This window comes from Pseudomonas sp. MLB6B, from assembly GCF_054508135.1.
Genome location: NZ_CP199313.1, coordinates 673,037 through 696,527, shown reverse-complemented (window position 1 = coordinate 696,527; position 23,491 = coordinate 673,037). Strand labels below are relative to the sequence as shown.

Below are 23,491 nucleotides of genomic sequence, written 5' to 3'. Positions count from 1 at the left end.
AAGTTCCGACTTTCTGCCTAACGGCGAATCTGCCAAGGCATCACTGCGTTAGAGTTGGAACCTTCTGTGGTTTCTGGGAAACAGTGGCGGCGTACCATGTCGGCAATCGAATCCGGTCCTTGGCAAGTTTCTTACCCTCCGCGGCTCGATTTCGGTCAACAACTGACCGAAGAGCAGTTGCTCCACTCGATGACGACCACCATGGCGCGCCATGCCGGCGGGCCGGTCTGGTTGTTCGCCTACGGCTCGTTGATCTGGCGGCCCGAATGCCATGCGCTGGAGCGCCAGCGGGCGCGGGTGCATGGTTATCACCGCGGCTTGTATCTGTGGTCCCACGCGCACCGCGGTACGCCGCAGACGCCAGGGTTGGTGTTCGGCCTGGACCGCGGCGGTTCGTGCAGCGGTTTCGCCTATCGGCTGGACGACGTCGACCTGCACGACTCCTTGTTGGCGCTCTGGCGGCGCGAGATGCCATTCCCGGCCTACCGGCCGCATTGGCTCAACTGCCGGCTGGCCGACGGCAGCCGGGTACAAGCGCTGGGCTTCGTGCTGGAGCGGCATCTGCCGTGCTACGCCGGTAACTTGCCCGATACTTTGCTCGGGGAAATCCTCGCCTGTGCCAAAGGGCATTTCGGCACGACCCGCGATTACGTCGAGCAGACGCTGCAAGCGCTGCGCACGCATCAGATGCCCGACCGCAACCTGGAGGCGCGTTTCAAGCGCTGTCATACGCTGCGTCAGGCCTGAGCGTCTGCGACTACCTGCACCACCAGTTTGCCCATGGCCTGACGCTGGGCCAGCCGCTCGATGGCCTGCCCTGCGTTGGCCAAGGTGTAGGTCTGCGATACCAGGGGCTTGAGCTGGCCGGTGGCGTGCCAGGCGAACAGGCGCTGGAAGTTGGCGGCGTTGGCTTGCGGTTGGCGTTGGGCGAAGGCGCCCCAGAATACGCCGACGACCGCAGCGCCCTTGAGCAAGGTCAGGTTGGCGGCGAGCTGGGCGATCTCGCCGCTGGCAAAACCGACCACCAGCAAGCGACCGTCCCAGGCGAGGCCGCGCAGGGCCTGCTCGGTCAGCGCGCCGCCGACCGGGTCGAACACCACGTCCACGCCTCGGCCGGCGGTCAGGCGCTTGATCTCGTCCTTCAAGCTGGCCTGGCTGTAGTCGATCGCTTCGTCGGCCCCAGCCTGCCGGGCCACGGCCAATTTGTCCGGATGGCTGGCGGCAGCGATGACGCGCGCGCCCAAGGCCTTGCCGATTTCCACCGCCGCCAGGCCCACGCCGCCTGAAGCGCCCAGTACCAGCAGGGTTTCTTCGGGTTGCAGGCGGCCGCGCTGGGTCAGCGCGTGCAGGGCGGTGCCGTAGGTCATGGCGAAACCGGCGGCGGTGGTGAAATCCATGGTGGCTGGCATCGGCAGCACCTGATGCTGGTCGACCGCCACGTACTCGGCAAAACTGCCCCAGCCGGTTAGTGCCATGACCCGGTCGCCGACCTTGAAGCCTTCGACCTGCTCGCCGACCGCGGCCACTACGCCTGCCGCTTCGCCACCGGGCGAGAAGGGCAGCGGGGGTTGGAATTGGTAGCGGCCTCTGATGATGAGCGTATCGGGAAAGTTGGCCCCGGCCGCATGTACCCGCAGCAACACCTGGCCCGGCCCGAGGTCTGGCTTGGCGACGTCTTCGAGCACCAGTTGGCTGGCCGGCCCCAGGGCTTTGCATCTCAGCGCTTTCATCGGACTCTTCCTTTGCGGGTCGTGGCCGATAAGTGTAGGAATGCTTCAAGCCCGGTCAACGAGCATGGCCGCAGCTGATGGCACCGCATAAGCCCGGTCTCGGGTGTGCTTGGGTTTGCTTGGCCCGCTGGTTAAGCTGGCGGTCATCTTTAGGAAGGAGCGGAACTGGTGAAAGCGTGGATCTTGATGGTATTGGCCCTGATGCTGCCCGTAGCGGCCCTGGCCGAGGAAGAGGCCAAGGAAGGCGAGGCGAAAGTGGCCTACTACAGCCTGACACCGCCTTTCGTGGGTAACTACGCGCTAGATGGCAGCGCCAAGCTGCATGTCTACAAGGCCGACGTGGCCCTGCGCGTGACCGGTGCCGAGGCCGCAGCGGCGGTCAAGCTGCACGAGCCCTTGATCCGCAACCAGTTGGTAGCGCTGTTCACCCAGCAGACGGTCGACGGCATGAGCAACGTCGAGGCCAAGGAGCACCTGCGCCAAGAAGCCCTGAAGCAGGTGCAGCAAGTGCTGGAGGCCGAGGAGGGCAAGCCGATCGTCGAGGACCTGCTGTTCAACAACCTCATCGTGCAGTGATCGGCTGGGCCGCCCCGCTCAGGTCGCCAGGGCCAGCACCGCCGCCCATTGGGCTTCGCTCACCGGCATCACCGACAGGCGACTGCCTTTTTGCACCAGGGGCAGTTCCGCCAGCGCGCCCTGCTGCTTGAGCAGCCCCAGGCCCACCACGCGGGCGAAGGTGCGCACATGCTTCACGTCCACGGCGCTCCAGGAGTTGTTCTCGGCGCGGGCCTTAGGGTCATGGTATGGGCTGCTCGCATCCAGTGCGGTGGGGTCGGGATACGCCGTGGACACGACCTGCGCGATACCCGCGATGCCCGGTTGTGGGCAACTGGCGTGGTAGAAGAAGAACGTGTCGCCTAGGCTCATGGCCCTTAGGAAATTGCGCGCTTGATAGTTGCGCACGCCATCCCAGCGGGCATCGCCCAACTGGCCCAGCGTTTCGATGGAGAGCTCATCGGGCTCGGATTTCATCAACCAATGGGCCATGGGAAGTGCTCCGGACAATCCTGGTAATAATCTGTTTCATGAAACCGACCATCGGTCGTTTTCTGCATTTGCCTGGCGGCGCGGGTTGGCGCAGAATGCGCCCGATTTTCAAGCTAGCTGCCCTGACGACGCGTTGCGCAATAGGGCATTTCTGTTTGCCTGGGGGGCAATCGATGAACAAACGCAAACCGGATCTGCTGTGGGTCCTGGTCTTCATTTTCGGCCTCGGCGTCGTGACCACCGGTTATGCGCAAAGCCTGTGGGAGCGCAAGCTCGACGCAGCCTATCAAACCCCCGTAGCGCAGGTGCAAACGGCGCGCTAAGCAGGGTCTTGCGAAGTATTGGCAGCGGCCAGATACCAGGCGCTGTCCGTCACCGTGCCTGCCAGCGGCACGTCCCAGCTGGCCTGCTGTAGCCGCTCGACCTTCTGACACTCATGGGCCAGGCCCAACAGCCGCGGCTTGTTCCACGTCGTGCGCCGCGACCGGTACGCCAGGCTGCGGTCGTAGAAGCCGCCGCCCATGCCCAGTCGACCACCGTCTTCATCGAAGCCCACCAAGGGCAACAAGATCAGGTCCAGCGCCCAGATCGGCCGTTGGCGTTTGCGGTTGACCACCGGTTCCGCAATGCCGAAGCGGTTGGGGCGCAACCGTTCGCCCGCTTCGAAGCGCTGGAACACCATGTGCGTGCGCGGCCAGGCGTGCAGGATCGGCAGGTACACGCGTTTGCCGCGCTTGTGCGCTTCGCGCAACAGCCATCTGGGGTCGATCTCGCCGTCGTTGGGCAGGTACAGGGCGATGTGTCGGGCATGGCGAAACAGCGGGTGCTGGGCCAGTTGCCGGTACAGGCCGCGTGCGGCGTCGCGCTGTTGCACCGCAGTGAGGGCGCGGCGCGCCTTGCGCAGTTGACGTCGAAGTTGGGGGCGGGTAAGCGGCGCGGTGTCGGTCATGGCACTGGCGGTCCCGGAAGCGGCCGGCGTTGGCGGCACAGACGAGACGCCCGCCGGGGTAGGCGGGCGGAGGAATTCAGGCTCCCCGATAGGACCGCTATCGGTGTAGCCCTTGAACCCGAAAGTTCAAGGTGGAGATTGCAGGAGGTGTTAAGGCTTTCCGTCGAGCGGACATGCACACCCACCTCAGCGTGCAACCCCCGTGGTTAAGCGTATCGGCTCAGGGACATAACCGACTGGCGCATCCACCAGGGAGTGGCGCCAGTATACCTACCTCAGTCGATTTTGGTACCCGTGTCGTCGGACAATGCCTGATCGACACGGTCGAGCAGATCGCGTACCTGCTCGCGCGTGGTGCCGGCCGGCGCAGACGCGGGCGACTCCTGACGGTGCAGCAGTTCGTGGGTGATGTTCAGTGCGGCCATGACCGCGATGCGGTCGGCGCCGATCACCTTGCCGCTGCTACGGATCTCGCGCATCTTGCCGTCCAGATAGCGGGCGGCACCGACCAGGTTGTTGCGCTCCTCGGGCGGACAGATGATGGAGTAATCCTTGTCGAGGATCCGCACGGTGACGCTGTTAGGTGAACTCATGAGTCTTGCTCCAGGGCCTTGAGGCGCACGATCATCGATTCGACCTTGCGCTTGGCGATCTCGTTCTTTTCGATGAGGTGCGCGCGTTCCTCGCGCCAGGATTTTTCCTGAGCCATTAGGAGTGCATTTCGCCGTTTTAGTTGCTCGACCCGGTCGATCAGGACTTCGAAGCGGCTCATCAGCCGTTGCAGGTCGTTCTCTTGAGTGGGTTCCACTCGCTTCACTCCGTTGTTGAGTCGCCCGACGATCATGCCTCTGGGCCTGCCGTGCCGGCCACTGCCGATGGTCTTGGCGCGCCTGCCGGTGCTAGGATACAAGCCTTCCATTCTAGACATCGCGCCGTCTGGCGCCTAGTTGCCCATGCCCAATACCAATTCGCCGTACACCGCCTTCGCCAATCTGCTTTCGAGCAACGGCCATCCCGTTTCCCCCGCCGAGCTGCATGGCCTGCTGCTAGGGCGTTGCTGCGCCGGCACCGGGTTCGAGGCCGAGGCCTGGCTGGCCGATGCCGCGCAACTGCTCGAGAACGAGCCCGTCGAGAGCGTGCGCAACGCCTTGCTTGGCCTGCAAGAGATGGTCAAGGGCGAGTTGACCGGCGAAGACATCGCCATCGTGCTGTTGCTGCCCGGCGACGAAGCCGCGCTGGAAACCCGCGCCATCGCCCTCGGCCAATGGTGCCAGGGCTTCCTTGCCGGGTTTGGGCAGAATTCCGGCGGTCTGGAACTGAGCACCGACGCCAAGGAAGTGCTGCAGGACCTGGTCGCCATTTCCCAGGTGCAGGAAGCCCTGGAAGAATCCGAAGACGGCGAGAACGACTACATGGAGGTCATGGAGTACCTGCGCGTGGCGCCGCTGCTGCTGTTCACCGAGCTGGCCAAGCCTGCCGCGCCCACGCCCAAGCCCGCCCTGCACTGATCGAACCGGGGGTCGTTTTGCCCATGAGCCACATACCCAAGGCCGAATACGCCCGTCGGCGCAAGGCGCTGATGGCGCAGATGGTCCCCAACAGCATCGCCATCCTGCCTGCAGCGGCCTTGGCGATCCGCAACCGCGACGTCGAGCATGTCTACCGTCAGGACAGCGATTTCCAGTACCTCAGCGGTTTTCCCGAGCCCGAGGCGGTCATCGCCCTGATCCCGGGCCGTGAGCACGGCGAGTACGTGCTGTTCTGCCGCGAGCGCAACGCCGAGCGCGAACAGTGGGACGGCCTGCGTGCCGGGCAGGAAGGCGCCATCAGCCTGCACGGCGCCGACGATGCCTTCCCCATCACCGACATCGACGAAATCCTGCCGGGCCTGATCGAAGGCCGCGAGCGGGTCTACAGCGCCATGGGCAGCAACCCCGAATTCGACCGGCGTCTGATGGACTGGATCAACGTCATCCGTTCCAAGGCGCGGTTGGGGGCACAACCGCCCAACGAGTTCGTGGCCCTGGACCATCTGCTGCACGACATGCGCCTGTACAAGTCGGCCGCCGAAGTGAAGGTCATGCGCCTGGCCGCCGAGATTTCCGCTGGCGCCCACATCCGCGCCATGCAGGCGTGCCGGGCGGGGCTGCGCGAATACAGCCTGGAAGCCGAACTCGACTACGCCTTCCGCCGTGGCGGGGCGAAGATGCCGGCCTATGGCTCGATCGTCGCGGCCGGGCGCAACGGCTGCATTCTGCACTACCAGGAGAACGACGCCTTGCTCAAGGACGGCGACCTGGTGCTGATCGACGCCGGCTGCGAAATCGACTGCTACGCCAGCGACATCACCCGCACCTTCCCGGTCAGCGGGCGCTTCTCGCCGGAGCAGAAAGCCATCTACGAGGTGGTGCTCGCCGCCCAGGAAGCGGCCTTCGCCCAGATCGCACCGGGCAAGCACTGGAACCACGCCCACGAGGCGACCGTGCGCGTCATCACCGAAGGCCTGGTGGAGCTGGGCCTGCTCAAGGGCGAGGTGCAGGCGCTGATCGACAGCGAGGCCTACCGCGCCTTCTACATGCACCGCGCCGGGCACTGGCTGGGCATGGACGTGCACGATGTCGGCGACTACAAGGTCGGCGGGCAGTGGCGCGTGCTCGAACCGGGCATGGCCCTGACCGTCGAGCCCGGCATCTACATCGCCGCCGACAACCAGGACGTGGCCAAGAAATGGCGCGGCATCGGCGTGCGCATCGAAGACGACGTGGTGGTGACCCGCACCGGCTGCGACATCCTCACCGGTGGCGTGCCCAAGACCGTGGCCGAGATCGAAGCGCTGATGGCCGCTGCCCGCGGTGAGGCGGCATGAGCCGGGTCAACCTGGCGATCATCGGCGGCGGCCTGGTCGGCGCCAGCCTGGCCCTGGCGCTGCAAGCCGGGGCCAAGGCGCGCGGCTGGCGCATCGTGCTGATCGAGCCCTTCGCCCCTGGGGACAGCTTCCAGCCCAGCTACGATGCGCGTTCTTCGGCGTTGTCGTTCGGCACCCAGCAGATCTATCAGCATTTGGGGCTATGGCCAAAAATCGCCGTGCGCGCCGAGCCGATCCTGCAGATTCAGGTGTCCGACCGTGGCCGCTTCGGCTCTACCCGTCTCGATGCCAGCGAGGAAGGCGTGCCGGCCTTGGGTTTCGTGGTGGAGAACGCCTGGCTCGGCCAATGCCTGTGGCAGGCGCTGGACCCCGATGTGGTGACCTGGCGCTGCCCGGCCGAAGTGACCTCGCTGGAGCCCATCGAACAGGGCTATCGCCTGCGCCTGGACGACGACACCCAACTCGAATGCGACCTCGCGGTGCTGGCCGACGGTGGCCGCTCGGCGCTGCGCGAACAGCTGGGCATCCATGTGCGCCACCGCCCCTATGACCAGAGCGCGCTGATCGCCAACGTCACGCCCGGCCAACGCCACGGCGGCCAGGCCTTCGAGCGCTTCACCGAGCAGGGCCCGATGGCCCTGCTGCCGTTGCCCGACAACCGTTGCGCGTTGGTCTGGACCCGTCAGGGCATGGACGCCAAGCGCCTGGCGGAACTCGACGAGCGCCCGTTCCTGAACGAACTGCAAGCCGCCTTCGGCTATCGCCTGGGCGGCTTCCGCCAGGTCGGCGCGCGGCACCTGTACCCGCTGTCGTTGATCGAGGCCCAGGAGCAGGTGCGCCCACATCTGGTGGTGCTGGGCAACGCCGCGCACAGCCTGCACCCCATCGCCGGGCAGGGTTTCAACCTGTCGCTGCGCGACGTGCAGTCGTTGACCGACGCCTTGCTCGCCGGCCCTGCGGTACCGGGCGACCTGACCACCCTCGAAGGTTACTTGCGCCGCCAACGCCTGGACCAGGCCTTGACCGTCGGCTTCTCCGACCAGGTCACGCGCCTGTTCGGCAGTACCGGCACGCTCCTGACCGCCGGGCGCAACCTGGGCTTGCTCGGCCTCGACCTGCTGCCGCCGGCCAAGCGCTGGTTCGCCCGTCAGGCCATGGGCCTGGGCACACGTCCCGATCCGCGAGGCGCTCGATGAGCGACCCGCGCAAGCGCGCACGGCGCGCGCGGACGCTGCGCTGGCTGCTCAACTGCTACCCGCCGTACCTGGGCGCCGGTATCCGCGTGCTGTCGATCAGCCCCGACCTGCGGCGCATCGCGGTGCGCATGAAGCTCACCTTCTGGAACCGCAACTACGTGGGCACGCAGTTCGGCGGCAGCCTGTATTCGATGGTCGACCCGTTCTACATGCTGCTGCTGATCGAACAGCTGGGTCGCGACTACATCGTTTGGGACAAGGCCGCCAGCATCGACTTCATCGCCCCCGGCAAAGGCCCGGTGTATGCCGAATTCGAAATCGACGACGCCTTGCTCGACGAGATCCGCCAGCAGACCGCCACGGGCAAGAAGTACCTGCCCCGGCTTCAGGTCGACATCCGTGACGAAACCGGCGAGCTGGTCGCGCGGGTCGACAAAACCCTATACGTGCGGCTCAAGCCGCAAACGAGGCAGGCGTAGAGCATGGAAATGCGCGCAGATCTGTTGATTGTCGGTGCCGGCATGGTGGGCAGCGCCCTGGCCCTGGCCTTGCGCCACAGCGGCTTGCAGGTCCACCTGCTCGATGGCGGCACGCTGAGCGTCGCGCCGTTCTCGGCCGCAGCCCGTTTCGAACCGCGGGTCAGTGCCCTGTCGGCCGCTAGCCAGCGCATGCTCGAACGCCTGGGCGCCTGGCCGGGCATCACCGCGCGGCGCGCCTCGCCCTACACCGACATGCACGTCTGGGACGGCACCGGCACCGGGCAGATCCACTTTTCCGCCGCTAGCGTGCATGCGCCGGTGCTCGGCCACATCGTCGAGAACCGCATCGTGCAGGACGCGCTGCTCGAGCAGCTGCACGACAGCGACATCAGCCTGCTGGGCAATGCACGCCTGGAACAACTGCGCCATTCGGGCGACGACTGGCTGCTGACCCTGGCCGATGGCCGGCGCCTGCGCACGCCTCTGGTGATCGCCGCCGACGGCGCACACTCAGCGGTGCGGCGCCTGGCGGGCAGCGAAACCCGCGAATGGGATTACCTGCACCACGCCATCGTCACCAGCGTACGTTGCAGCCAAGGCCACCAGCGCACCGCCTGGCAGCGCTTCACCGACCACGGCCCGTTGGCCTTCCTGCCGCTGGAGCGCGACGGCGCGCAGGACTGGTGCTCGATCGTCTGGTCGACCACCCCGGAAGAGGCGGAAAAGGCCATGGCGCTGGACGACGAGGCTTTCTGCAAGGCTCTGCAAACGGCGTTCGAAGGGCGTCTGGGCCAGGTGCTGGAAGCCGATCCCCGGGTCTGCGTGCCGCTGCGTCAACGGCATGCCAAGCGCTACGTCGAACCGGGCCTGGCCTTGATCGGCGACGCGGCCCACACCATCCACCCGCTGGCCGGGCAGGGCGTCAACCTGGGCCTGCTCGACGCGGCGGTGCTGGCCGAAGAGCTGCTGCACGCCAGCGCCCGTGGCGAACGGCTGGCCGACCTCAAGGTGTTGAGCCGCTACGAGCGGCGACGCATGCCGCACAATCTGGCCTTGATGGCGGCCATGGAGGGCTTCGAGCGCCTGTTCCAGTCCGATCGCCTGGCGCTGCGCTGGTTGCGCAACACCGGGCTCAAGGCGGTGGAAGGGTTACCCGACGCCAAGGCGTTGTTCGTGCGCCAGGCGCTCGGCCTCAGCGGCGACCTGCCGGCACTGGCGCGGCCTTGAACGCTGGACGCGGTAGGTTGCCGCGTCCTGGCAACATCCGGTAACTGCTCTGGGGGTGAGTGGGCAAATAAGAACCACTACCCTTTGCGCCTCTCAAGTCCAGAGGAGCGCTTTCCCATGTTGTCACGCAAGCCCGTATGGGCCGTCCTGGCCCTTTCCCTGTTCGGTGGCGCGGCCCAGGCGGCGGACGAGGTGGTGGTGTACTCCTCGCGTATCGACGAGCTGATCAAACCGGTGTTCGACGCCTACACGGCCAAGACCGGGGTCAAGGTCAAGTTCATCACCGACAAGGAAGCGCCGCTGATGCAGCGCATCAAGGCCGAGGGCAAGAACGGCGTGGCCGACCTGCTGCTCACGGTGGACGCCGGCAACCTGTGGCAGGCCGAACGCATGGGCATCCTGCAACCGATCGAATCGAGCGCCATCGAGCAGAACATTCCCTCCCAATACCGCGCCTCGTCTGGCGACTGGACGGGCCTGAGCCTGCGCGCGCGGACCATCGTCTACTCGACCGAACGGGTCAAGCCCGAGGAACTGAGCACCTACGAGGCACTGGCCGACGCGCAGTGGGAAGGGCGCCTGTGCCTGCGCACGGCCAAGAAGGTCTACAACCAGTCGCTGACCGCCACGCTGATCGAAACCCATGGCGAGGCCAAGACCGAAGAAATCGTCAAAGGCTGGGTCGACAACCTGTCCACCGACGTGTTCTCGGACGACAACGCCGTGCTGCAGGCCATCGAGGCCGGCCAGTGCGACGTCGGTGTGGTCAACTCCTACTACTTCGGGCGCATGCACAAGGCCAACCCGCAATTGCCGCTCAAGCTGTTCTGGCCCAATCAGAACGACCGTGGCGTGCACGTCAACCTGTCGGGCATCGGCATGACCCGTCACGCGCCCCATCCCGAAGCGGCCATACGCCTGGTGGAATGGATGACCGGTGAGGAGGCGCAGAAGCTGTTCGCCGACCTCAACCAGGAGTTCCCGGCCAATCCCAAGGTCGAGCCATCCGCCGAAGTCGCGGCCTGGGGCCGCTTCAAGGCCGACAGCATTCCGGTGGAAGTGGCCGGCAAGCGCCAGGCCGAGGCGATCCGCCTGATGGACCGCGCTGGCTGGCACTGAGTTGCCCCCCCGTGCCTGAAACGCCGCGCTTCAGGCACCTTCGACCCTCTTTCGACCTGCCACGGCAGCGTCCCGCCCACCGAGAAGCCGCCGTGACCCACACCCCACAACGCCGCTGGTACGTACCGGTCGCCCTGTGCGCCGCGCTTGTGCTGCTGCCGCTGAGCGTCCTGGCGCTGTCGTGGCAGAACATCGACCTGCAGATCTGGTCGCACCTGCTCGACACCCAGATGCGGCGTCTGTTGGGCAATACCCTGACGCTGGTGCTGGGCGTGGGCATCGGCGTGCTCCTGCTGGGCGTGAGCCTGGCCTGGCTGACCAGCCTGTGCGAGTTCCCCGGCAGGCGTTGGCTCGATTGGGCGCTGATGCTGCCCTTCGCCATTCCGGCCTATGTGCTGGCCTTCGTCTTCGTCGGCCTGCTGGACTTCGCAGGGCCCGTGCAAAGCGCGCTGCGCGAGGCGTTCGGCCCGCTGCGCCTGCCGCGAGTGCGCTCCACCGGCGGGGTGATCGTGGTGCTGGTGTTGGTGTTCTATCCCTATGTCTACCTGCTGGCGCGCAGCGCGTTCCTGGCCCAGGGGCGCGGCCTGATGGAAGCGGCGCGGGTGCTCGGGCTGTCGCCGCTGCAAGCCTTCTGGCGCGTGGCCCTGCCCATGGCGCGGCCGGCCATCGGCGCCGGGCTGGCCTTGGCTCTGATGGAAACCCTGGCGGATTTCGGCGCGGTGGCGGTGTTCAATTTCGACACCTTCACTACGGCCATCTACAAGACCTGGTACGGCTTCTTCAGCCTCCCCAGCGCGGCACAGTTGGCCAGCCTGTTGCTGCTGTTCGTCATGCTGGTGCTATACGCCGAGCGACGCGCCCGTGGCGCAGGGCGCACGGGTGGCGAGCGGGCGCGGGTGCAGCCGCTGTATCGGCTGCGCGGCGTCAAGGCGCTGGCAGCGAGCGCCTGGTGCCTGTTGGTGTTCGCCTGCGCCTTCGTGGTTCCGTTGCTGCAACTGCTGGTCTGGTGCTACCAACGGGGTCGGCACGACCTCGACGAGCGCTACTTGGGGCTGGTCTGGCATACCTTGTCGCTGGGCGGGGTGGCGGCGCTGCTCACGGTCGGTGTGGCGCTGTGCCTGGCGTTCGCCCGGCGCCAAGCGCCGACCCCGCTGATCCGGAGCGGCGTGGGCCTTGCCAACCTGGGCTATGCCTTGCCCGGCTCGGTGCTGGCGGTCGCGTTGATGCTCGCCTTCAGCTACCTGGACAACCAGCTGGTGATTCCACTGTCGCAGTGGTTGGGCGGTGCCGGCGAACCGCTGCTGCTGGGCAGCCTGTGGGCCTTGTTGCTGGCCTATCTGGTGCGTTTCATGGCAGTGGCGTTCGGCCCGCTGGAAAGCACCTTGGCGCGCATCCGGCCGTCGCTGCCCGAAGCCTCGCGCAGCCTGGGCGTCGGCGGTCTGCGGCTGTTCGGCAAGGTCTACCTGCCGCTGCTGGTGCCCGGCACCTTGAGCGCCGCCCTGTTGGTGTTCGTCGACGTGATCAAGGAAATGCCTGCGACCCTGCTCATGCGCCCTTTCGGCTGGGACACCCTGGCGGTACGGGTCTTCGAGATGACCAGCGAAGGCGAGTGGGCGCGCGCCTCGTTGCCAGCGCTGAGCCTGGTGCTGGTCGGATTGCTGCCGGTAGTCGGATTGATCCGGCGTTCCGCGCGCGGGCCGGGGCTCGCTCGCTGAGGGTGCCAGGCCGTGTGCATGTGGCTACAATGCGCCGCACTCGCAGCGGCGCGCCTTACAAAATCGGGTAACGATTCAACGTCACCACGCGCCGTTGCCCGCCACGCCCGGAAGGAGAAACCCATGGGACAGCGTACGCCCCTGTATGACCTGCACTTGGCCCTGGGTGCCAAGATGGTCGACTTCGGTGGCTGGGACATGCCCCTGCACTACGGTTCGCAAGTAGAGGAGCATCATCAGGTCCGCAGCGATTGCGGTGTGTTCGACGTTTCGCACATGACCGTGATCGACATCGATGGCAGCGATGCCACTCTGTGTCTGCAATACCTGATGGCCAACGACGTTGCGCGCTTGGAAGCGCCAGGTAACGCTTTGTACAGCCCCATGCTCAACGAGCAAGGGGCAGTGGTCGACGACCTCATCATCTACCGCACCCAAGCCGGCTATCGCCTGGTGGCCAACGCCGCCACGCGCGAGAAGGCCATCGCCTGGCTGCACAAACGCAGCCATGGCTTCGACGTGTCGATCCAGCCGCGTCCGGAACTGGCCATCCTGGCCATTCAAGGCCCCCGCGCACGCGACCGAATCGCCCAACTGCTGAGCACCGCACGCGCCACGCTGGTTCGCCAGCTGCGCCCGTTCGAGGGCGTGGCGGACGGCGAATGGTTCATCGCCCGCACCGGCTACACCGGCGAGGACGGCCTGGAAATCACGTTGCCCGCCGCGCACGCGCCGAGCCTGTTCTACGACCTGGTCGGTGCCGGCATCGCCCCCAGCGGCCTGGGCGCGCGCGACACGTTGCGCCTGGAAGCCGGCTTCAACCTGTACGGCCAGGACATCGACGAGGCGCACACGCCGCTGACCTCCAACCTCGACGCCAGCATTGCCTGGGAACCGGCCGACCGCGACTTCATCGGCCGCAGCGGCCTGCTCGCGGAAATCGACCGTGGCGTGCAGGAAAAGCTGGTCGGGTTGGTACTCGAAGAACGCGGCGTCTTGCGGGCTCATCAGGTGGTACGCGTCGCTGGAGTTGGCGAAGGGGAGATCACCAGTGGTAGTTTCTCTCCTACCTTGAGCAAGTCCATCGCCTTGGCGCGGTTGCCCATCGCCACCGGCGAGCGCGCCGAGGTGGAAATCCGTGGCAAGTGGTACCCGGTGCGCGTGGTCAAGCCGACCTTCGTGCGCCACGGCAAGATCCTGATCTGAACACCCCCACGGCGGGCCGACCGCTGAGCCTATTTGAGGAAAACACTCCATGAGCAACATCCCTGCCGAACTGCGTTTTGCCGAAAGTCACGAGTGGGCCCGCCTGGAAGCCGATGGCACGGTCACCGTCGGGATCAGCGACCATGCCCAGGATGCGCTGGGCGATGTGGTCTTCGTCGAGCTGGCGGAAGTCGGCAAGGTGTTCGCCGCAGGCGACGCAGCGGGCGTGGTCGAGTCGGTGAAGGCGGCATCGGACATCTATTCGCCGGTGGCAGGCGAAGTGATCGCGGTCAACGAGACGCTGGCCGACAGCCCCGAAGCCTTGAACGAAACGCCCTACGAGGCGTGGATCTTCAAGCTCAAGCCGAGCGACAGCGCCGAGCTGGACAAACTGCTGAACGCAGCTGGCTACCAGGCGGCGATCGGCGAATAACCCGCTCGGTGCAGCGGGTGCGGGTAGCAGGCGAGCCGCAGCCTTTGGCTCACCCGCACACGTCGCCAATCGCCGTTCGTTCTTTTTTCTGAACGGCCTATTGTCCTATACCCCAGCAGCCGCTTAGCATTCGTTTGAGATTTCAAACGCCTGGTACTCGATACCGGGCGTTTTTCCACAATCAATAATCCGGGAAGTCGACATGCAGCTCAAAGACGCTCAGTTGTTCCGTCAGCAGGCCTACATCAATGGCCAGTGGCTGGATGCGGACAATGGCCAGACCCTCAACGTGACCAACCCGGCGACCGGCGAAGTCATCGGCACCGTGCCGAAAATGGGCACCGCCGAAACCCGCCGCGCCATCGAGGCCGCCGACAAGGCGCTGCCGGCCTGGCGCGCGCTGACGGCCAAGGAGCGTTCCAACAAGCTGCGCCGCTGGTTCGAGCTGATGATCGAGAACCAGGACGACCTGGCCCGCTTGATGACCACCGAGCAAGGCAAGCCGCTGGCCGAAGCCAAGGGCGAAATCGCCTACGCCGCCTCGTTCATCGAGTGGTTCGCCGAAGAAGCCAAGCGCGTTTATGGCGACACCATTCCGGGCCACCAGCCCGACAAGCGTCTGATCGTCATCAAGCAGCCGATCGGCGTCACCGCGGCCATCACCCCGTGGAACTTCCCGGCCGCGATGATCACCCGCAAAGCCGGTCCGGCCCTGGCCGCCGGTTGCACCATGGTGCTCAAGCCCGCGTCGCAGACCCCGTTCTCCGCCCTGGCCCTGGTCGAGCTGGCCACCCGTGCCGGCATCCCGGAAGGCGTGCTGAGCGTGGTCACCGGCAGTGCCGGCGAAGTCGGCGGCGAGCTGACCAGCAACAGCCTGGTGCGCAAGCTGTCCTTCACCGGCTCCACCGAAATCGGCCGTCAGCTGATGCAGGAATGCGCCAAGGACATCAAGAAGGTCTCCCTGGAGCTGGGCGGCAACGCGCCGTTCATCGTGTTCGACGACGCCGACCTGGATAAGGCCGTCGAAGGCGCGATCATCTCCAAGTACCGCAACAACGGCCAGACCTGTGTCTGCGCCAACCGTATCTACGTGCAGGACGGCGTCTACGACGCCTTCGCCGAGAAGCTCAAGGCCGCCGTGGCCAAGCTGAAGATCGGCAACGGTCTGGAAGAGGGCACCACCACCGGCCCGCTGATCGACCACAAGGCCGTGGCCAAGGTCCAGGAACACATCGAAGACGCCGTGTCCAAGGGCGCCAAGGTGCTGTCGGGCGGCAAACTGATCGAAGGCAACTTCTTCGAGCCGACCATCCTGGTCGATGTGCCCAAGTCCGCCGCCGTGGCCAAGGAAGAGACCTTCGGCCCACTGGCGCCGCTGTTCCGCTTCCAGGACGAAGCCGAAGTCATCGCCATGTCCAACGACACCGAGTTCGGCCTGGCGTCGTACTTCTATGCCCGCGACATGAGCCGCGTGTTCCGTGTCGCCGAGGCCCTGGAATACGGCATGGTGGGTATCAACACCGGCCTGATCTCCAACGAAGTCGCGCCGTTCGGCGGCATCAAGGCCTCTGGCCTTGGCCGCGAAGGTTCCAAGTACGGCATCGAGGACTACCTCGAAATCAAGTACCTGTGCCTCAGCGTCTGATGCACTGACACGTTTCACCTCTGCCAGCGGGGCGCGAGAGCGACGCCTCGCTGGCCTTTTTTACAGCGCAGTACCTGGTGGCCAGGGACGCGTGCGGCAGTCGATCAACGAATACTGTGCGCCGCCGTTCCTGCCACCCTCGATAAGCGCGCCATGCGTATGGGCGCCAAAGAGGGCTTTATGAGCAAGACCAACGAATCCTTGATGCAACGTCGCGTCGCCGCCGTCCCACGTGGCGTCGGCCAGATCCACCCGATCTTCGTCGACAAGGCGAAGAACGCCACGGTCATCGACGTCGAAGGCCGCGAACTGATCGACTTCGCGGGCGGCATCGCGGTCCTCAACACCGGCCACCTGCACCCTAAAGTGGTCGCCGCCGTCCAGGAACAGCTGACCAAGGTCAGCCACACCTGCTTCCAGGTCCTGGCCTACGAGCCGTACGTGGAAGTGTGCGAGAAGATCAACGCCCTGGTGCCCGGTGACTTCGAGAAGAAGACCCTGCTGGTGTCCACCGGCTCCGAAGCGGTCGAGAACGCCATCAAGATCGCCCGTGCCGCCACCGGCCGTGCCGGCGTGATCGCCTTCACCGGCGCCTACCACGGCCGCACCATGATGACCCTGGGCCTGACCGGTAAGGTCGTGCCGTACTCGGCCGGCATGGGCCTGATGCCAGGCGGCGTGTTCCGCGCGCTGTTCCCCAACGAACTGCACGGCGTGAGCGTCGACGAGGCCATCGCTTCGGTCGAGCGCATCTTCAAGAACGATGCCGAGCCCAAGGACATCGCCGCGATCATCCTCGAGCCGGTACAAGGCGAAGGCGGCTTCCTGCCTGCGCCCGTCGAGCTGATGAAGCGTCTGCGCGCCCTGTGCGACCAGCACGGCATCCTGCTGATCGCCGACGAAGTGCAGACCGGCGCTGGCCGTACCGGCACCTTCTTCGCCATGGAGCAGATGGGCGTCGCGCCTGACCTGACCACCTTCGCCAAGTCCATCGCCGGTGGCTTCCCGCTGGCCGGTGTCTGCGGCAAGGCCGAGTACATGGACGCCATCGCCCCGGGTGGCCTGGGCGGCACCTATGCCGGTTCGCCGATCGCCTGCGCCGCGGCCCTGGCCGTGATCGAAGTGTTCGAAGAAGAGAAGCTGCTCGAGCGCAGCCGTACCGTTGGCGAGCACCTGACCGCCGGCCTGCGCGCCATTCAAGCCAAGCACCCGATCATCGGCGACGTCCGTGGTCTGGGCTCGATGATCGCCGTGGAAGTGTTCGAGAAGGGCACCCACACGCCGAACGCCGCTGCCGTGGCGCAAGTGGTGGCCAAGGCGCGCGACAAGGGCTTGATCCTGCTGTCGTGCGGCACCTACGGCAACGTCCTGCGTATTCTGGTTCCGCTGACCGCCGAAGACGCGCTGCTGGACAAAGGCCTGGCAATCATCGAAGAGTGCTTCGCTGAACTCGCCTGATCTGCATCTAGCGCTATGAAAAAACCCGCTTCGGCGGGTTTTTTCATGCCTCGCGGCCAGTGGCGCGCTAAGGTTGTGCCCAGGAAGGGCGCGGTTGGTAACGCCGCGTCGGATCGATCAAGGAGCCATGCAATGCCCGCTGCTGAACCTCTGCCGCCCTCGGTGCTGATCGTGGAAAGCGATCCGTGGGTGCGTGACCTGCTCACCGACACACTGCTCAGCGTGCGCTGCGACGCCAGCCTGCACGTGTGCAAGGACGGCGTGCAGGCCCTGGCCGCGCTGGCCAGCGAACCCGACCTGATCATCGCCGCACGCGAGTTGGCCGGGGTGGACGGCTTGGACTTGCTGCGCAAGGTGCGCCGCCGCAGCGCTGCGCGCCTGCCGTTCATCCTGCTCAGCACCCGGGTCGACAGCGCCAGCGTGCGTGAGGCCTTGCCCTTGCAGCCTACCGCTTACCTGAGCAAACCCCTCGACCTCGATTCGCTGCGCCGACGCCTCGAGGCTTTGCTGCTGGCGGCCGGCGAGTCGGTGGCGTGCCCAGTGCCGGCGCTGGCGCCGGATGCCAGCTTGCATGGCTTTCTCGAACAGCGCCGGGCCAACGCCGACGGCGGCCCCTTACTGGTCGACGTACACACAGCGGTCAAACGCGCCTTGCAGCCTGCGGGCCTGGACTTGAGCGTGCTGGAGGCAGAGCTGCAAGGCGATCCGCAAGCCACCGGTGTGCTGATCGCCGCCGCCAACAGCGCCGCCTTGCACGGTGGTGCGCCCGTGCAGCAGTTGCGCCAGGCCCTGCACCGGCTCGGCAGCGTGCAGAGCATGAACCTCATGCTCGGCCTTACGCTCAAGCGCAGTGCCTACCTGAGCGACCCGCTGCTGGCACAGTTCGCCAACCACTATTGGTACCTGGCGTTGCACACCGCCGAGCAGGGCCGTGGGCTGGCCGCCCTGTTGCGCCTGGACGAAAGCCGCTGCTATTGCGCGGGCCTATTGCATTGCCTTGGAGAACTCGCGGTACTGCGCTGCCTGCAGGAGTGGCGTCTGGCCGGGGGCGAGCTGAGCAGCGTACAGGTCGGCCAGGCCCTGGCGCAGTTCGCCGCACCGTTCGGTTCGGCGTTGCGCACGCGCTGGCGCCTGCCGTTGCCGTTGCGCGAGCTGATCGCTGCGGTCTATCGATTGGGTGGGGGCGTGTATTCGCGCGACATGCTGGTCATGCACCTGGCCGGGCAATTGGCGCGCTCGCCGGCCGGCGACAGCCTGCACGCACTGGTCGAGGGCAAGACGGCGCGTCTGTTGCGGGTGAGCCTCCAGCAGTTGCAGGGGCTGCCTGGGGCCGGCGCAGCACCGCCGCTGCCTGAAGTGTCGTCACCGTCCGCACCGCCCCAGACACCTGAGGCTCAGGGATAAAGGCGCAGACCTTTCAACCCTGCACGATCTGGTTCTTGCCCTGGCGCTTGGCTTGGTACATCGCCTCGTCGGCGCGGGCGAACAGGCTGTCGAGCAATTCGTCGTTCTGCGTCCGGTCGGTCAGCCCCTGGCTGACGGTGACTCGATACACCTGCTGGCCATGGCTGAAACTCAAGCGCTGGATTTCCCGTTGCAAGCGCTGGGCGATCTGCTGCGCCGCCTCGGCCGTACAGCCCGGAAACACCGCTGCGAATTCCTCGCCGCCGATGCGTCCGAACAGATCGCCGCGGCGCAAAGCGTTCTTGCCGCTGTCGGCGATACGCTGCAACACCTGGTCGCCCTCCTGGTGGCCGTAGCTGTCGTTGATCTGCTTGAAGTCGTCGATGTCCAGCAGCAGGAAAGACAGCGGTGTGTCGTCGGTACAGGCATCTTCGAACGCCTGGTGGGCGCACTCGAAAAAGTGCCGACGGTTGCTGCTCTGGGTCAGCACATCGATGGTGGCCAGGCGCTGCAACTCGCTTTCGAGCTGTTTCTTTTCCGTGATGTCTTCGGCGATGCCGACGATGATGACCCGCTGGTCTCCCTCGCGCGTCTGCTTGAGAAAACACTTGTCGCTCAACCAGCGCACTTCGCCGGCAGCGTTGATGATGCGGTATTCGCGGTCTTCGACGGCACCGCTGACCAAGACGTCTGCCAGGCTCTGTTCGGCATAGGCCAGGTCGTCGGGGTACACCGCGTCGCGCCATTCGCTGTAGTCGGCCATGACCAGGGCGGCCGCTCGGCCGAAAATGCGCTCGTAGGCAGGGCTGACGTACAACACCTGGCGTGTTTCCCAGTCGAAGGCCCATAGCGCGGCGTTGACGCTTTCCAGCAACGAGCTGAACAGCCGCTCGCGTTCGCTCAGGCGCGCGACTTCGGCTTGGGCATGGAGCAGGGCAAGAAGGGTTTCGGCAGTATCTGGCGGGGAGGTGTTTGGCAAAGGCGGGTCGAAGTTCTTGGGCATCGGTACGGGTCGTCGGATTGCGAAGAGCATGCGGCACGACCCGGCCCGCTACAGAGGCGATGTGCCATTTATGAGTGGGTTGGTCGGATTTAGTTCCAGAGTGCCGGAGCGTTCCGTCGGGTAAAAAATACGCCCGTGTGGCACGGGCGGGCAGCCCTGTGGGCATTGTGCCTTATACTGGCATTTCACTCACCTTGGGCCGACCCACCCATCATGTCCGTTTCCACTCGCGACGCCTTGCGCATGGCTGCGCTCTACCTGGTGCTCTCGATACTCTGGCTGGTACTGGCCGGGCAGGTGCTGGATCACCTGTTCGACGATCCTCAGGCCCGAGTGTGGGGCCACAACGTCAGCGTGTCGCTGTGGCTGCTGGCGAGCACTGCGCTGCTGTTCGTCAATCGCGCGCGCCTGCTCGGTTCCCTCGGGCGAGGCGCGCGTCTGCGCCGCGAGGACCGGCAGCGCCTGCGCATGGCCGAGGCCGTCTTCGACAGCACCTTGGAAGGCGTGCTGGTGACCGACCGCGATGGCCTGATCGTGCACGTCAACCGGGCGTTCATGCGCATCACCGGTTATCGGGAAGACGAAGTGCTGGGCCAGCGGCCGAGCAAGTTCAAGTCCGGTCATCATGGGCCGGCGTTCTATCAAGACATCTACGCGGCGCTTGCGACTACCGGCGAGTGGAGCGGGGAGATCTGGAACCGCCGCAAACGGGGCGAAATCTACCCGCAGTGGCAGACCATCCGTGCCATCCGCGACGAGCAGGGCCAGATCAGCCATTACGTGGCGGTGTTCAGCGACATCAGCGCCATCAAGCACTCCGAGCAGGAGCTGGCCTACCTGGCCCACCACGATCCGCTTACCGGCCTGCCCAACCGCCTGCTGTTCAACGACCGCGTCGAGCAGGCCTTGAGCGCCGCGCAAACGCACAAGCAGGGCTGCGCCCTGTTGCTGATGGACCTCGACCACTTCCAGAGCATCAACGACGGCCTGGGCCACACCCTGGGCGACCAGTTGCTCAAACGCGTGGGCGAACGGTTGAGCGCACTGCTCGGCACGGGCGTGACACTGGCGCGCCTGGGTGGCGACGAGTTCGGTGTGCTGCTGGAACGTTGCCAGCAGGTAGGCCAGGCGGCGGACCTGGCGCGGACCATCCTGGAGCACATGAAGGCCCCGTTCGATTGCGACGGGCACCGCTTGTCGATCAGCGTCAGCATCGGCATCGGTCTATTCCCCAACGACGCGCGCAGTGCCGAGCAACTGCTGCGCAACGCCGACGCCGCGCTGTACAAGGCCAAAGGCAATGGCCGTGCGGGTTACGCGCTGTACACCGAGGAACTGACCGCCCATGCCCAACAGCGCGTGGAAACCGCAAGCGAGCTGCGCCGCGCCCTGGAGCAGGAGGAGCTGCGCGTGTACTTCCAGCCGGTGCACGACCTGGCCGGCGGCGCACGCGTCGGCGTAGAGGCGCTGGTACGTTGGCAGCACCCTGAACGCGGGTTGGTGCCACCGGGCGAGTTCATCCCGATCGCCGAGCGCACTGGACTGATCGGCGAAATCGACCTGTGGGTGCTGCGTCAGGCCTGCCGGCAGATGGTGCGCTGGCAGGCCGAAGGCCAGGCCTTGCAGTTCGTGGCGGTGAACATCTCCAGCCGGCTGTTCAGCCAACGCGGTCTGTACCTGGACGTCGCCCAGGTGCTGGCCGAAACCGGCATGAGCCCGGCATTGTTGGAAGTAGAAGTCACCGAAAGCGCGGTGATGGACGATCCGGAAGTTTCGCTCGAACAACTGCACCGCCTGCGCGAGCTGGGCCTGCGCCTGGCCATCGACGATTTCGGCACCGGCTATTCCTCGTTGTTGCGCCTCAAACGCCTGCCGGTGCAGAAGCTCAAGATCGACCAGGGCTTCGTCGCCGGGCTGCCGGAAGACGACGATGACATCGCCATCGTGCGCGTGATCATCGCCCTGGCGCGCAGCATGAACATGCAGGTGCACGCCGAGGGCATCGAACAGGCGCAGCAGGCCGAATTCCTGCTGGAACAGGGCTGCGAGTTGGGGCAGGGGTACTGGTTCGGGCGGCCGGTGCCTGTGGCGGACCTGGACGGCCAGTGAAGGCGCCACGTGCCGTAACGGCATGCCGCACAAGGCGCGACAGTCGAAACCGGACGTATGGCGGCGCCCGAGCGACGCCGCCGCGCTCGACAGGCTCGCGCCGCTGAGCCCTCAGCGCTTGTCCAAGCTCTCAGCGCTTGTTCAAGCGCTTCGCCAGGCGATTGCCACCCAGTTGAATCACTGCCACCAGCGCCACCAGCATGGCGATCACGGTCAGCATCACCTGGCTGTCGAAGCGCTGGTAACCGTAGCGATAGGCGATGTCGCCCAGGCCGCCTGCGCCGATCGCCCCGGCCATGGCCGACGAGTTGATCAACGTCACCAGGGTGATGGTGAAGCCGCCGACGATGCCGGGCAGCGCCTCAGGCAACAGCACATGCCAGGTGATGTGCCAGCGTCGGCAGCCCATGGCCTGGGCCGCTTCCACCAGGCCGTGGTCGACCTCGCGCAGGCTCACTTCGGCGATGCGGGCGAAGAACGGCGTGGCGGCGATGGTCAGCGGCACCACGGCGGCCCACACACCATAGGTGGTGCCCACCAACAGACGGGTGAAGGGGATCAGCGCCACCATCAGGATCAGGAACGGGATCGAGCGGAACAGGTTGACGAAGGCGCCCAGCACGCGATTCAACAGCGGCGCCTCGTAGATGCCGCCCTTGTCGCTGGTGACCAGCAGCACCGCCATCGGCACCCCCACCAACAGCGCGACCAGCGACGACACGCCGACCATCAGCAAGGTGTCGAGCAAGCCTTCGAGCAAACGATCAAAGCCCATGGCCGAGTACCTCCACGCGCTCGGCCCAGCGGCCGGCGCGTTCGCGCAGTTGTTCGGTGCCGTAGGGTGCGTCCTGCACCGCCAGGATCAGTTGCCCCAGCACGTGCTCGCCGATGGTCTCCACGCCGCCTTGTAACAGGCGCACGTGCCCACCCAGGTCGGCGAACAACTCGCTCAGCGCCGGTTCGCCCAGCACGCTGAGCTTGAGCACCACAGCGCCCTGACCGTCGCCAGGGCCGGCGCGCAGCTTGGCCAGTAGCGCTTCGGGCAGGCACGTCTGCAACGGGGCCAGCAAGGTGCGCGTCACCTCATGCCGTGGGTTGCCGAACACTCGCCACACCTCGCCCTGTTCCACCACTTCGCCGCGTTCGAGCACCACCACCCGATGGCAGATGTCGCGGATCACCGCCATCTCATGGGTGATCAGCACCACGGTCAGGCCCAGGCGGCGGTTGATGTCGCGCAGCAGTGCCAGGATCGAGGCGGTGGTTTCCGGGTCCAACGCCGAGGTGGCTTCGTCGCACAGCAGGATTTGCGGGTCGTGCACCAGTGCCCGGGCGATGCCCACGCGCTGCTTTTGTCCGCCCGACAGCTGTGCGGGATAGACGTGGTGCTTGTCTTGCAGGCCGACCAGTTCCAGCAGCCCGCGCACCTTGCGCTGGCGCTCGGCCTTGGCCACGCCGGCCACCTTCAAGGGCAGCTCGACGTTTTGCCATACGGTCTTGGCCGACATCAGGTTGAAGTGCTGGAAGATCATGCCGATGCGCCGGCGCAGCGCCACGAGCTGGTCTTCGTCGAAGGGCGCGATGTCCACCTGATCGATCAGCACCTGCCCCTGGCTGGGCAGCTCCAGACGGTTGATGGTGCGCAGCAGCGAAGACTTGCCGGCACCGCTGCGGCCGATGATGCCGAAGACCTCGCCGCGGCGGATGTTCAAGTCGATGCCCTGCAATGCCGACTGCGCCTGACCGGGGTAGGTCTTGCCCAGGCCGATGAAGCGCACGTGCGCTTCGTCGGCCTCCGGGTGCGCAGCCTCGGCGCGAGTCTCAGGGCGAACCTGGGCATGGGCGTGGTCGGTGGACGCTGCCGGCAAAGGGAAGGGCGCCTTGAGCGCGCTGGCCTGGCCCATG

At 66.0% G+C, this 23,491-nt stretch carries 24 protein-coding genes and 1 other RNA gene; 16 read left to right on the top strand and 9 right to left on the bottom strand.

Annotated elements, in window-relative coordinates:
• Window positions 1-96: 96 nt before the first annotated feature.
• Entirely contained in the window at window positions 97-747 is a 651-nt protein-coding gene (locus ACSMEV_RS02955) for a gamma-glutamylcyclotransferase (RefSeq protein ID WP_296266797.1), read from the top strand.
• On the opposite strand, the gene ACSMEV_RS02950 is transcribed toward ACSMEV_RS02955, so the two are convergent.
• Window positions 738-1,730, bottom strand: a complete 993-nt coding sequence (locus tag ACSMEV_RS02950) for an NADPH:quinone oxidoreductase family protein (protein WP_459207182.1) — start codon at window positions 1,728-1,730, stop codon at window positions 738-740. The two genes, ACSMEV_RS02955 and ACSMEV_RS02950, sit on opposite strands and share 10 nt — an antisense overlap.
• A 168-nt stretch (window positions 1,731-1,898) precedes the next feature.
• Here ACSMEV_RS02950 and ACSMEV_RS02945 point away from each other — a divergent pair, with 168 nt between their 5' ends.
• Window positions 1,899-2,306, top strand: coding sequence for a flagellar basal body-associated protein FliL (locus ACSMEV_RS02945; protein WP_314491204.1), 408 nt, complete (start codon window positions 1,899-1,901; stop codon window positions 2,304-2,306).
• A gap of 18 nt (window positions 2,307-2,324) precedes the next feature.
• Here ACSMEV_RS02945 and ACSMEV_RS02940 read toward each other — a convergent pair whose 3' ends face one another.
• A complete protein-coding gene (locus tag ACSMEV_RS02940; protein WP_459207181.1) occupies window positions 2,325-2,777 on the bottom strand; it encodes an EVE domain-containing protein in 453 nt (150 codons plus the stop codon).
• 38 nt (window positions 2,778-2,815) lie between these two features.
• Here ACSMEV_RS02940 and ACSMEV_RS02935 point away from each other — a divergent pair, with 38 nt between their 5' ends.
• Complete coding sequence (locus ACSMEV_RS02935) at window positions 2,816-3,100, top strand: hypothetical protein (RefSeq protein ID WP_459208394.1); 285 nt, start codon at window positions 2,816-2,818, stop codon at window positions 3,098-3,100.
• Here ACSMEV_RS02935 and ACSMEV_RS02930 read toward each other — a convergent pair.
• The 4 genes from ACSMEV_RS02930 to ACSMEV_RS02915 all read right to left on the bottom strand — a co-directional run bounded on the left by ACSMEV_RS02930 (window position 3,097) and on the right by ACSMEV_RS02915 (window position 4,570).
• Window positions 3,097-3,726 carry a 5-formyltetrahydrofolate cyclo-ligase gene (locus tag ACSMEV_RS02930; RefSeq protein ID WP_459207180.1) on the bottom strand — a complete coding sequence of 210 codons (630 nt, stop codon included), beginning with the start codon at window positions 3,724-3,726 and terminating at the stop codon, window positions 3,097-3,099. The genes ACSMEV_RS02935 and ACSMEV_RS02930 overlap by 4 nt on opposite strands.
• A gap of 78 nt (window positions 3,727-3,804) precedes the next feature.
• A non-coding RNA gene (gene ssrS, locus ACSMEV_RS02925) (6S RNA) lies at window positions 3,805-3,984 on the bottom strand.
• A 17-nt stretch (window positions 3,985-4,001) separates the two neighbouring features.
• Complete coding sequence (locus tag ACSMEV_RS02920) at window positions 4,002-4,319, bottom strand: cell division protein ZapA (RefSeq protein ID WP_296266787.1); 318 nt, start codon at window positions 4,317-4,319, stop codon at window positions 4,002-4,004.
• A complete protein-coding gene (locus ACSMEV_RS02915; RefSeq protein ID WP_296266785.1) occupies window positions 4,316-4,570 on the bottom strand; it encodes a TIGR02449 family protein in 255 nt (84 codons plus the stop codon). The genes ACSMEV_RS02920 and ACSMEV_RS02915 overlap by 4 nt, the downstream gene beginning before the upstream one ends.
• A 109-nt stretch (window positions 4,571-4,679) precedes the next feature.
• Here ACSMEV_RS02915 and ACSMEV_RS02910 point away from each other — a divergent pair, with 109 nt between their 5' ends.
• The 12 genes from ACSMEV_RS02910 to ACSMEV_RS02855 all read left to right on the top strand — a co-directional run bounded on the left by ACSMEV_RS02910 (window position 4,680) and on the right by ACSMEV_RS02855 (window position 18,474).
• A complete protein-coding gene (locus ACSMEV_RS02910; RefSeq protein ID WP_459207179.1) occupies window positions 4,680-5,234 on the top strand; it encodes a YecA/YgfB family protein in 555 nt (184 codons plus the stop codon).
• A 23-nt stretch (window positions 5,235-5,257) separates the two neighbouring features.
• Window positions 5,258-6,592, top strand: a complete 1,335-nt coding sequence (pepP, locus tag ACSMEV_RS02905) for a Xaa-Pro aminopeptidase (protein WP_459207178.1) — start codon at window positions 5,258-5,260, stop codon at window positions 6,590-6,592.
• A complete protein-coding gene (gene ubiH / locus ACSMEV_RS02900; RefSeq protein ID WP_459207177.1) occupies window positions 6,589-7,788 on the top strand; it encodes a 2-octaprenyl-6-methoxyphenyl hydroxylase in 1,200 nt (399 codons plus the stop codon). Before pepP ends, ubiH begins: the two co-directional genes overlap by 4 nt.
• Window positions 7,785-8,267, top strand: a complete 483-nt coding sequence (locus ACSMEV_RS02895) for a DUF4442 domain-containing protein (protein ID WP_459207176.1) — start codon at window positions 7,785-7,787, stop codon at window positions 8,265-8,267. The genes ubiH and ACSMEV_RS02895 overlap by 4 nt, the downstream gene beginning before the upstream one ends.
• Window positions 8,268-8,276: 9 nt before the next feature.
• A complete protein-coding gene (locus tag ACSMEV_RS02890; protein WP_459208283.1) occupies window positions 8,277-9,494 on the top strand; it encodes a 2-octaprenyl-3-methyl-6-methoxy-1,4-benzoquinol hydroxylase in 1,218 nt (405 codons plus the stop codon).
• 117 nt (window positions 9,495-9,611) lie between these two features.
• Window positions 9,612-10,613 carry an extracellular solute-binding protein gene (locus ACSMEV_RS02885; RefSeq protein ID WP_459207175.1) on the top strand — a complete coding sequence of 334 codons (1,002 nt, stop codon included), beginning with the start codon at window positions 9,612-9,614 and terminating at the stop codon, window positions 10,611-10,613.
• Between the two features lie 92 nt (window positions 10,614-10,705).
• A complete protein-coding gene (locus ACSMEV_RS02880) occupies window positions 10,706-12,328 on the top strand; it encodes an ABC transporter permease (protein ID WP_459207174.1) in 1,623 nt (540 codons plus the stop codon).
• Between the two features lie 123 nt (window positions 12,329-12,451).
• Window positions 12,452-13,534: a glycine cleavage system aminomethyltransferase GcvT gene (gene gcvT / locus ACSMEV_RS02875; protein ID WP_459207173.1), complete on the top strand. Its 1,083-nt coding sequence runs from the start codon at window positions 12,452-12,454 to the stop codon at window positions 13,532-13,534.
• Between the two features lie 49 nt (window positions 13,535-13,583).
• Window positions 13,584-13,967 carry a glycine cleavage system protein GcvH gene (gene gcvH / locus ACSMEV_RS02870; RefSeq protein ID WP_459207172.1) on the top strand — a complete coding sequence of 128 codons (384 nt, stop codon included), beginning with the start codon at window positions 13,584-13,586 and terminating at the stop codon, window positions 13,965-13,967.
• 202 nt (window positions 13,968-14,169) lie between these two features.
• Window positions 14,170-15,612: an NADP-dependent succinate-semialdehyde dehydrogenase gene (gene gabD / locus ACSMEV_RS02865; protein ID WP_296266769.1), complete on the top strand. Its 1,443-nt coding sequence runs from the start codon at window positions 14,170-14,172 to the stop codon at window positions 15,610-15,612.
• A 180-nt stretch (window positions 15,613-15,792) separates the two neighbouring features.
• Window positions 15,793-17,070 carry a 4-aminobutyrate--2-oxoglutarate transaminase gene (gene gabT / locus ACSMEV_RS02860; RefSeq protein ID WP_296266768.1) on the top strand — a complete coding sequence of 426 codons (1,278 nt, stop codon included), beginning with the start codon at window positions 15,793-15,795 and terminating at the stop codon, window positions 17,068-17,070.
• Between the two features lie 132 nt (window positions 17,071-17,202).
• Window positions 17,203-18,474: an HDOD domain-containing protein gene (locus tag ACSMEV_RS02855; protein ID WP_459207171.1), complete on the top strand. Its 1,272-nt coding sequence runs from the start codon at window positions 17,203-17,205 to the stop codon at window positions 18,472-18,474.
• A gap of 13 nt (window positions 18,475-18,487) precedes the next feature.
• Here ACSMEV_RS02855 and ACSMEV_RS02850 read toward each other — a convergent pair whose 3' ends face one another.
• Window positions 18,488-19,477, bottom strand: coding sequence for a GGDEF domain-containing protein (locus ACSMEV_RS02850; RefSeq protein ID WP_459207170.1), 990 nt, complete (start codon window positions 19,475-19,477; stop codon window positions 18,488-18,490).
• 213 nt (window positions 19,478-19,690) lie between these two features.
• Between ACSMEV_RS02850 and dibA the strand changes: the two genes are divergently transcribed.
• Window positions 19,691-21,586, top strand: a complete 1,896-nt coding sequence (gene dibA, locus ACSMEV_RS02845; protein WP_459207169.1) for a phosphodiesterase DibA — start codon at window positions 19,691-19,693, stop codon at window positions 21,584-21,586.
• A 130-nt stretch (window positions 21,587-21,716) separates the two neighbouring features.
• Here the strand turns inward: dibA and ACSMEV_RS02840 are convergent, their stop codons facing one another.
• On the bottom strand, window positions 21,717-22,361 hold the full coding sequence (locus ACSMEV_RS02840; RefSeq protein WP_413045832.1) for a methionine ABC transporter permease: 645 nt from the start codon (window positions 22,359-22,361) through the stop codon (window positions 21,717-21,719).
• Window positions 22,351-23,490: a methionine ABC transporter ATP-binding protein gene (locus ACSMEV_RS02835; protein WP_459207168.1), complete on the bottom strand. Its 1,140-nt coding sequence runs from the start codon at window positions 23,488-23,490 to the stop codon at window positions 22,351-22,353. Before ACSMEV_RS02835 ends, ACSMEV_RS02840 begins: the two co-directional genes overlap by 11 nt.
• Window position 23,491: the final 1 nt, after the last annotated feature.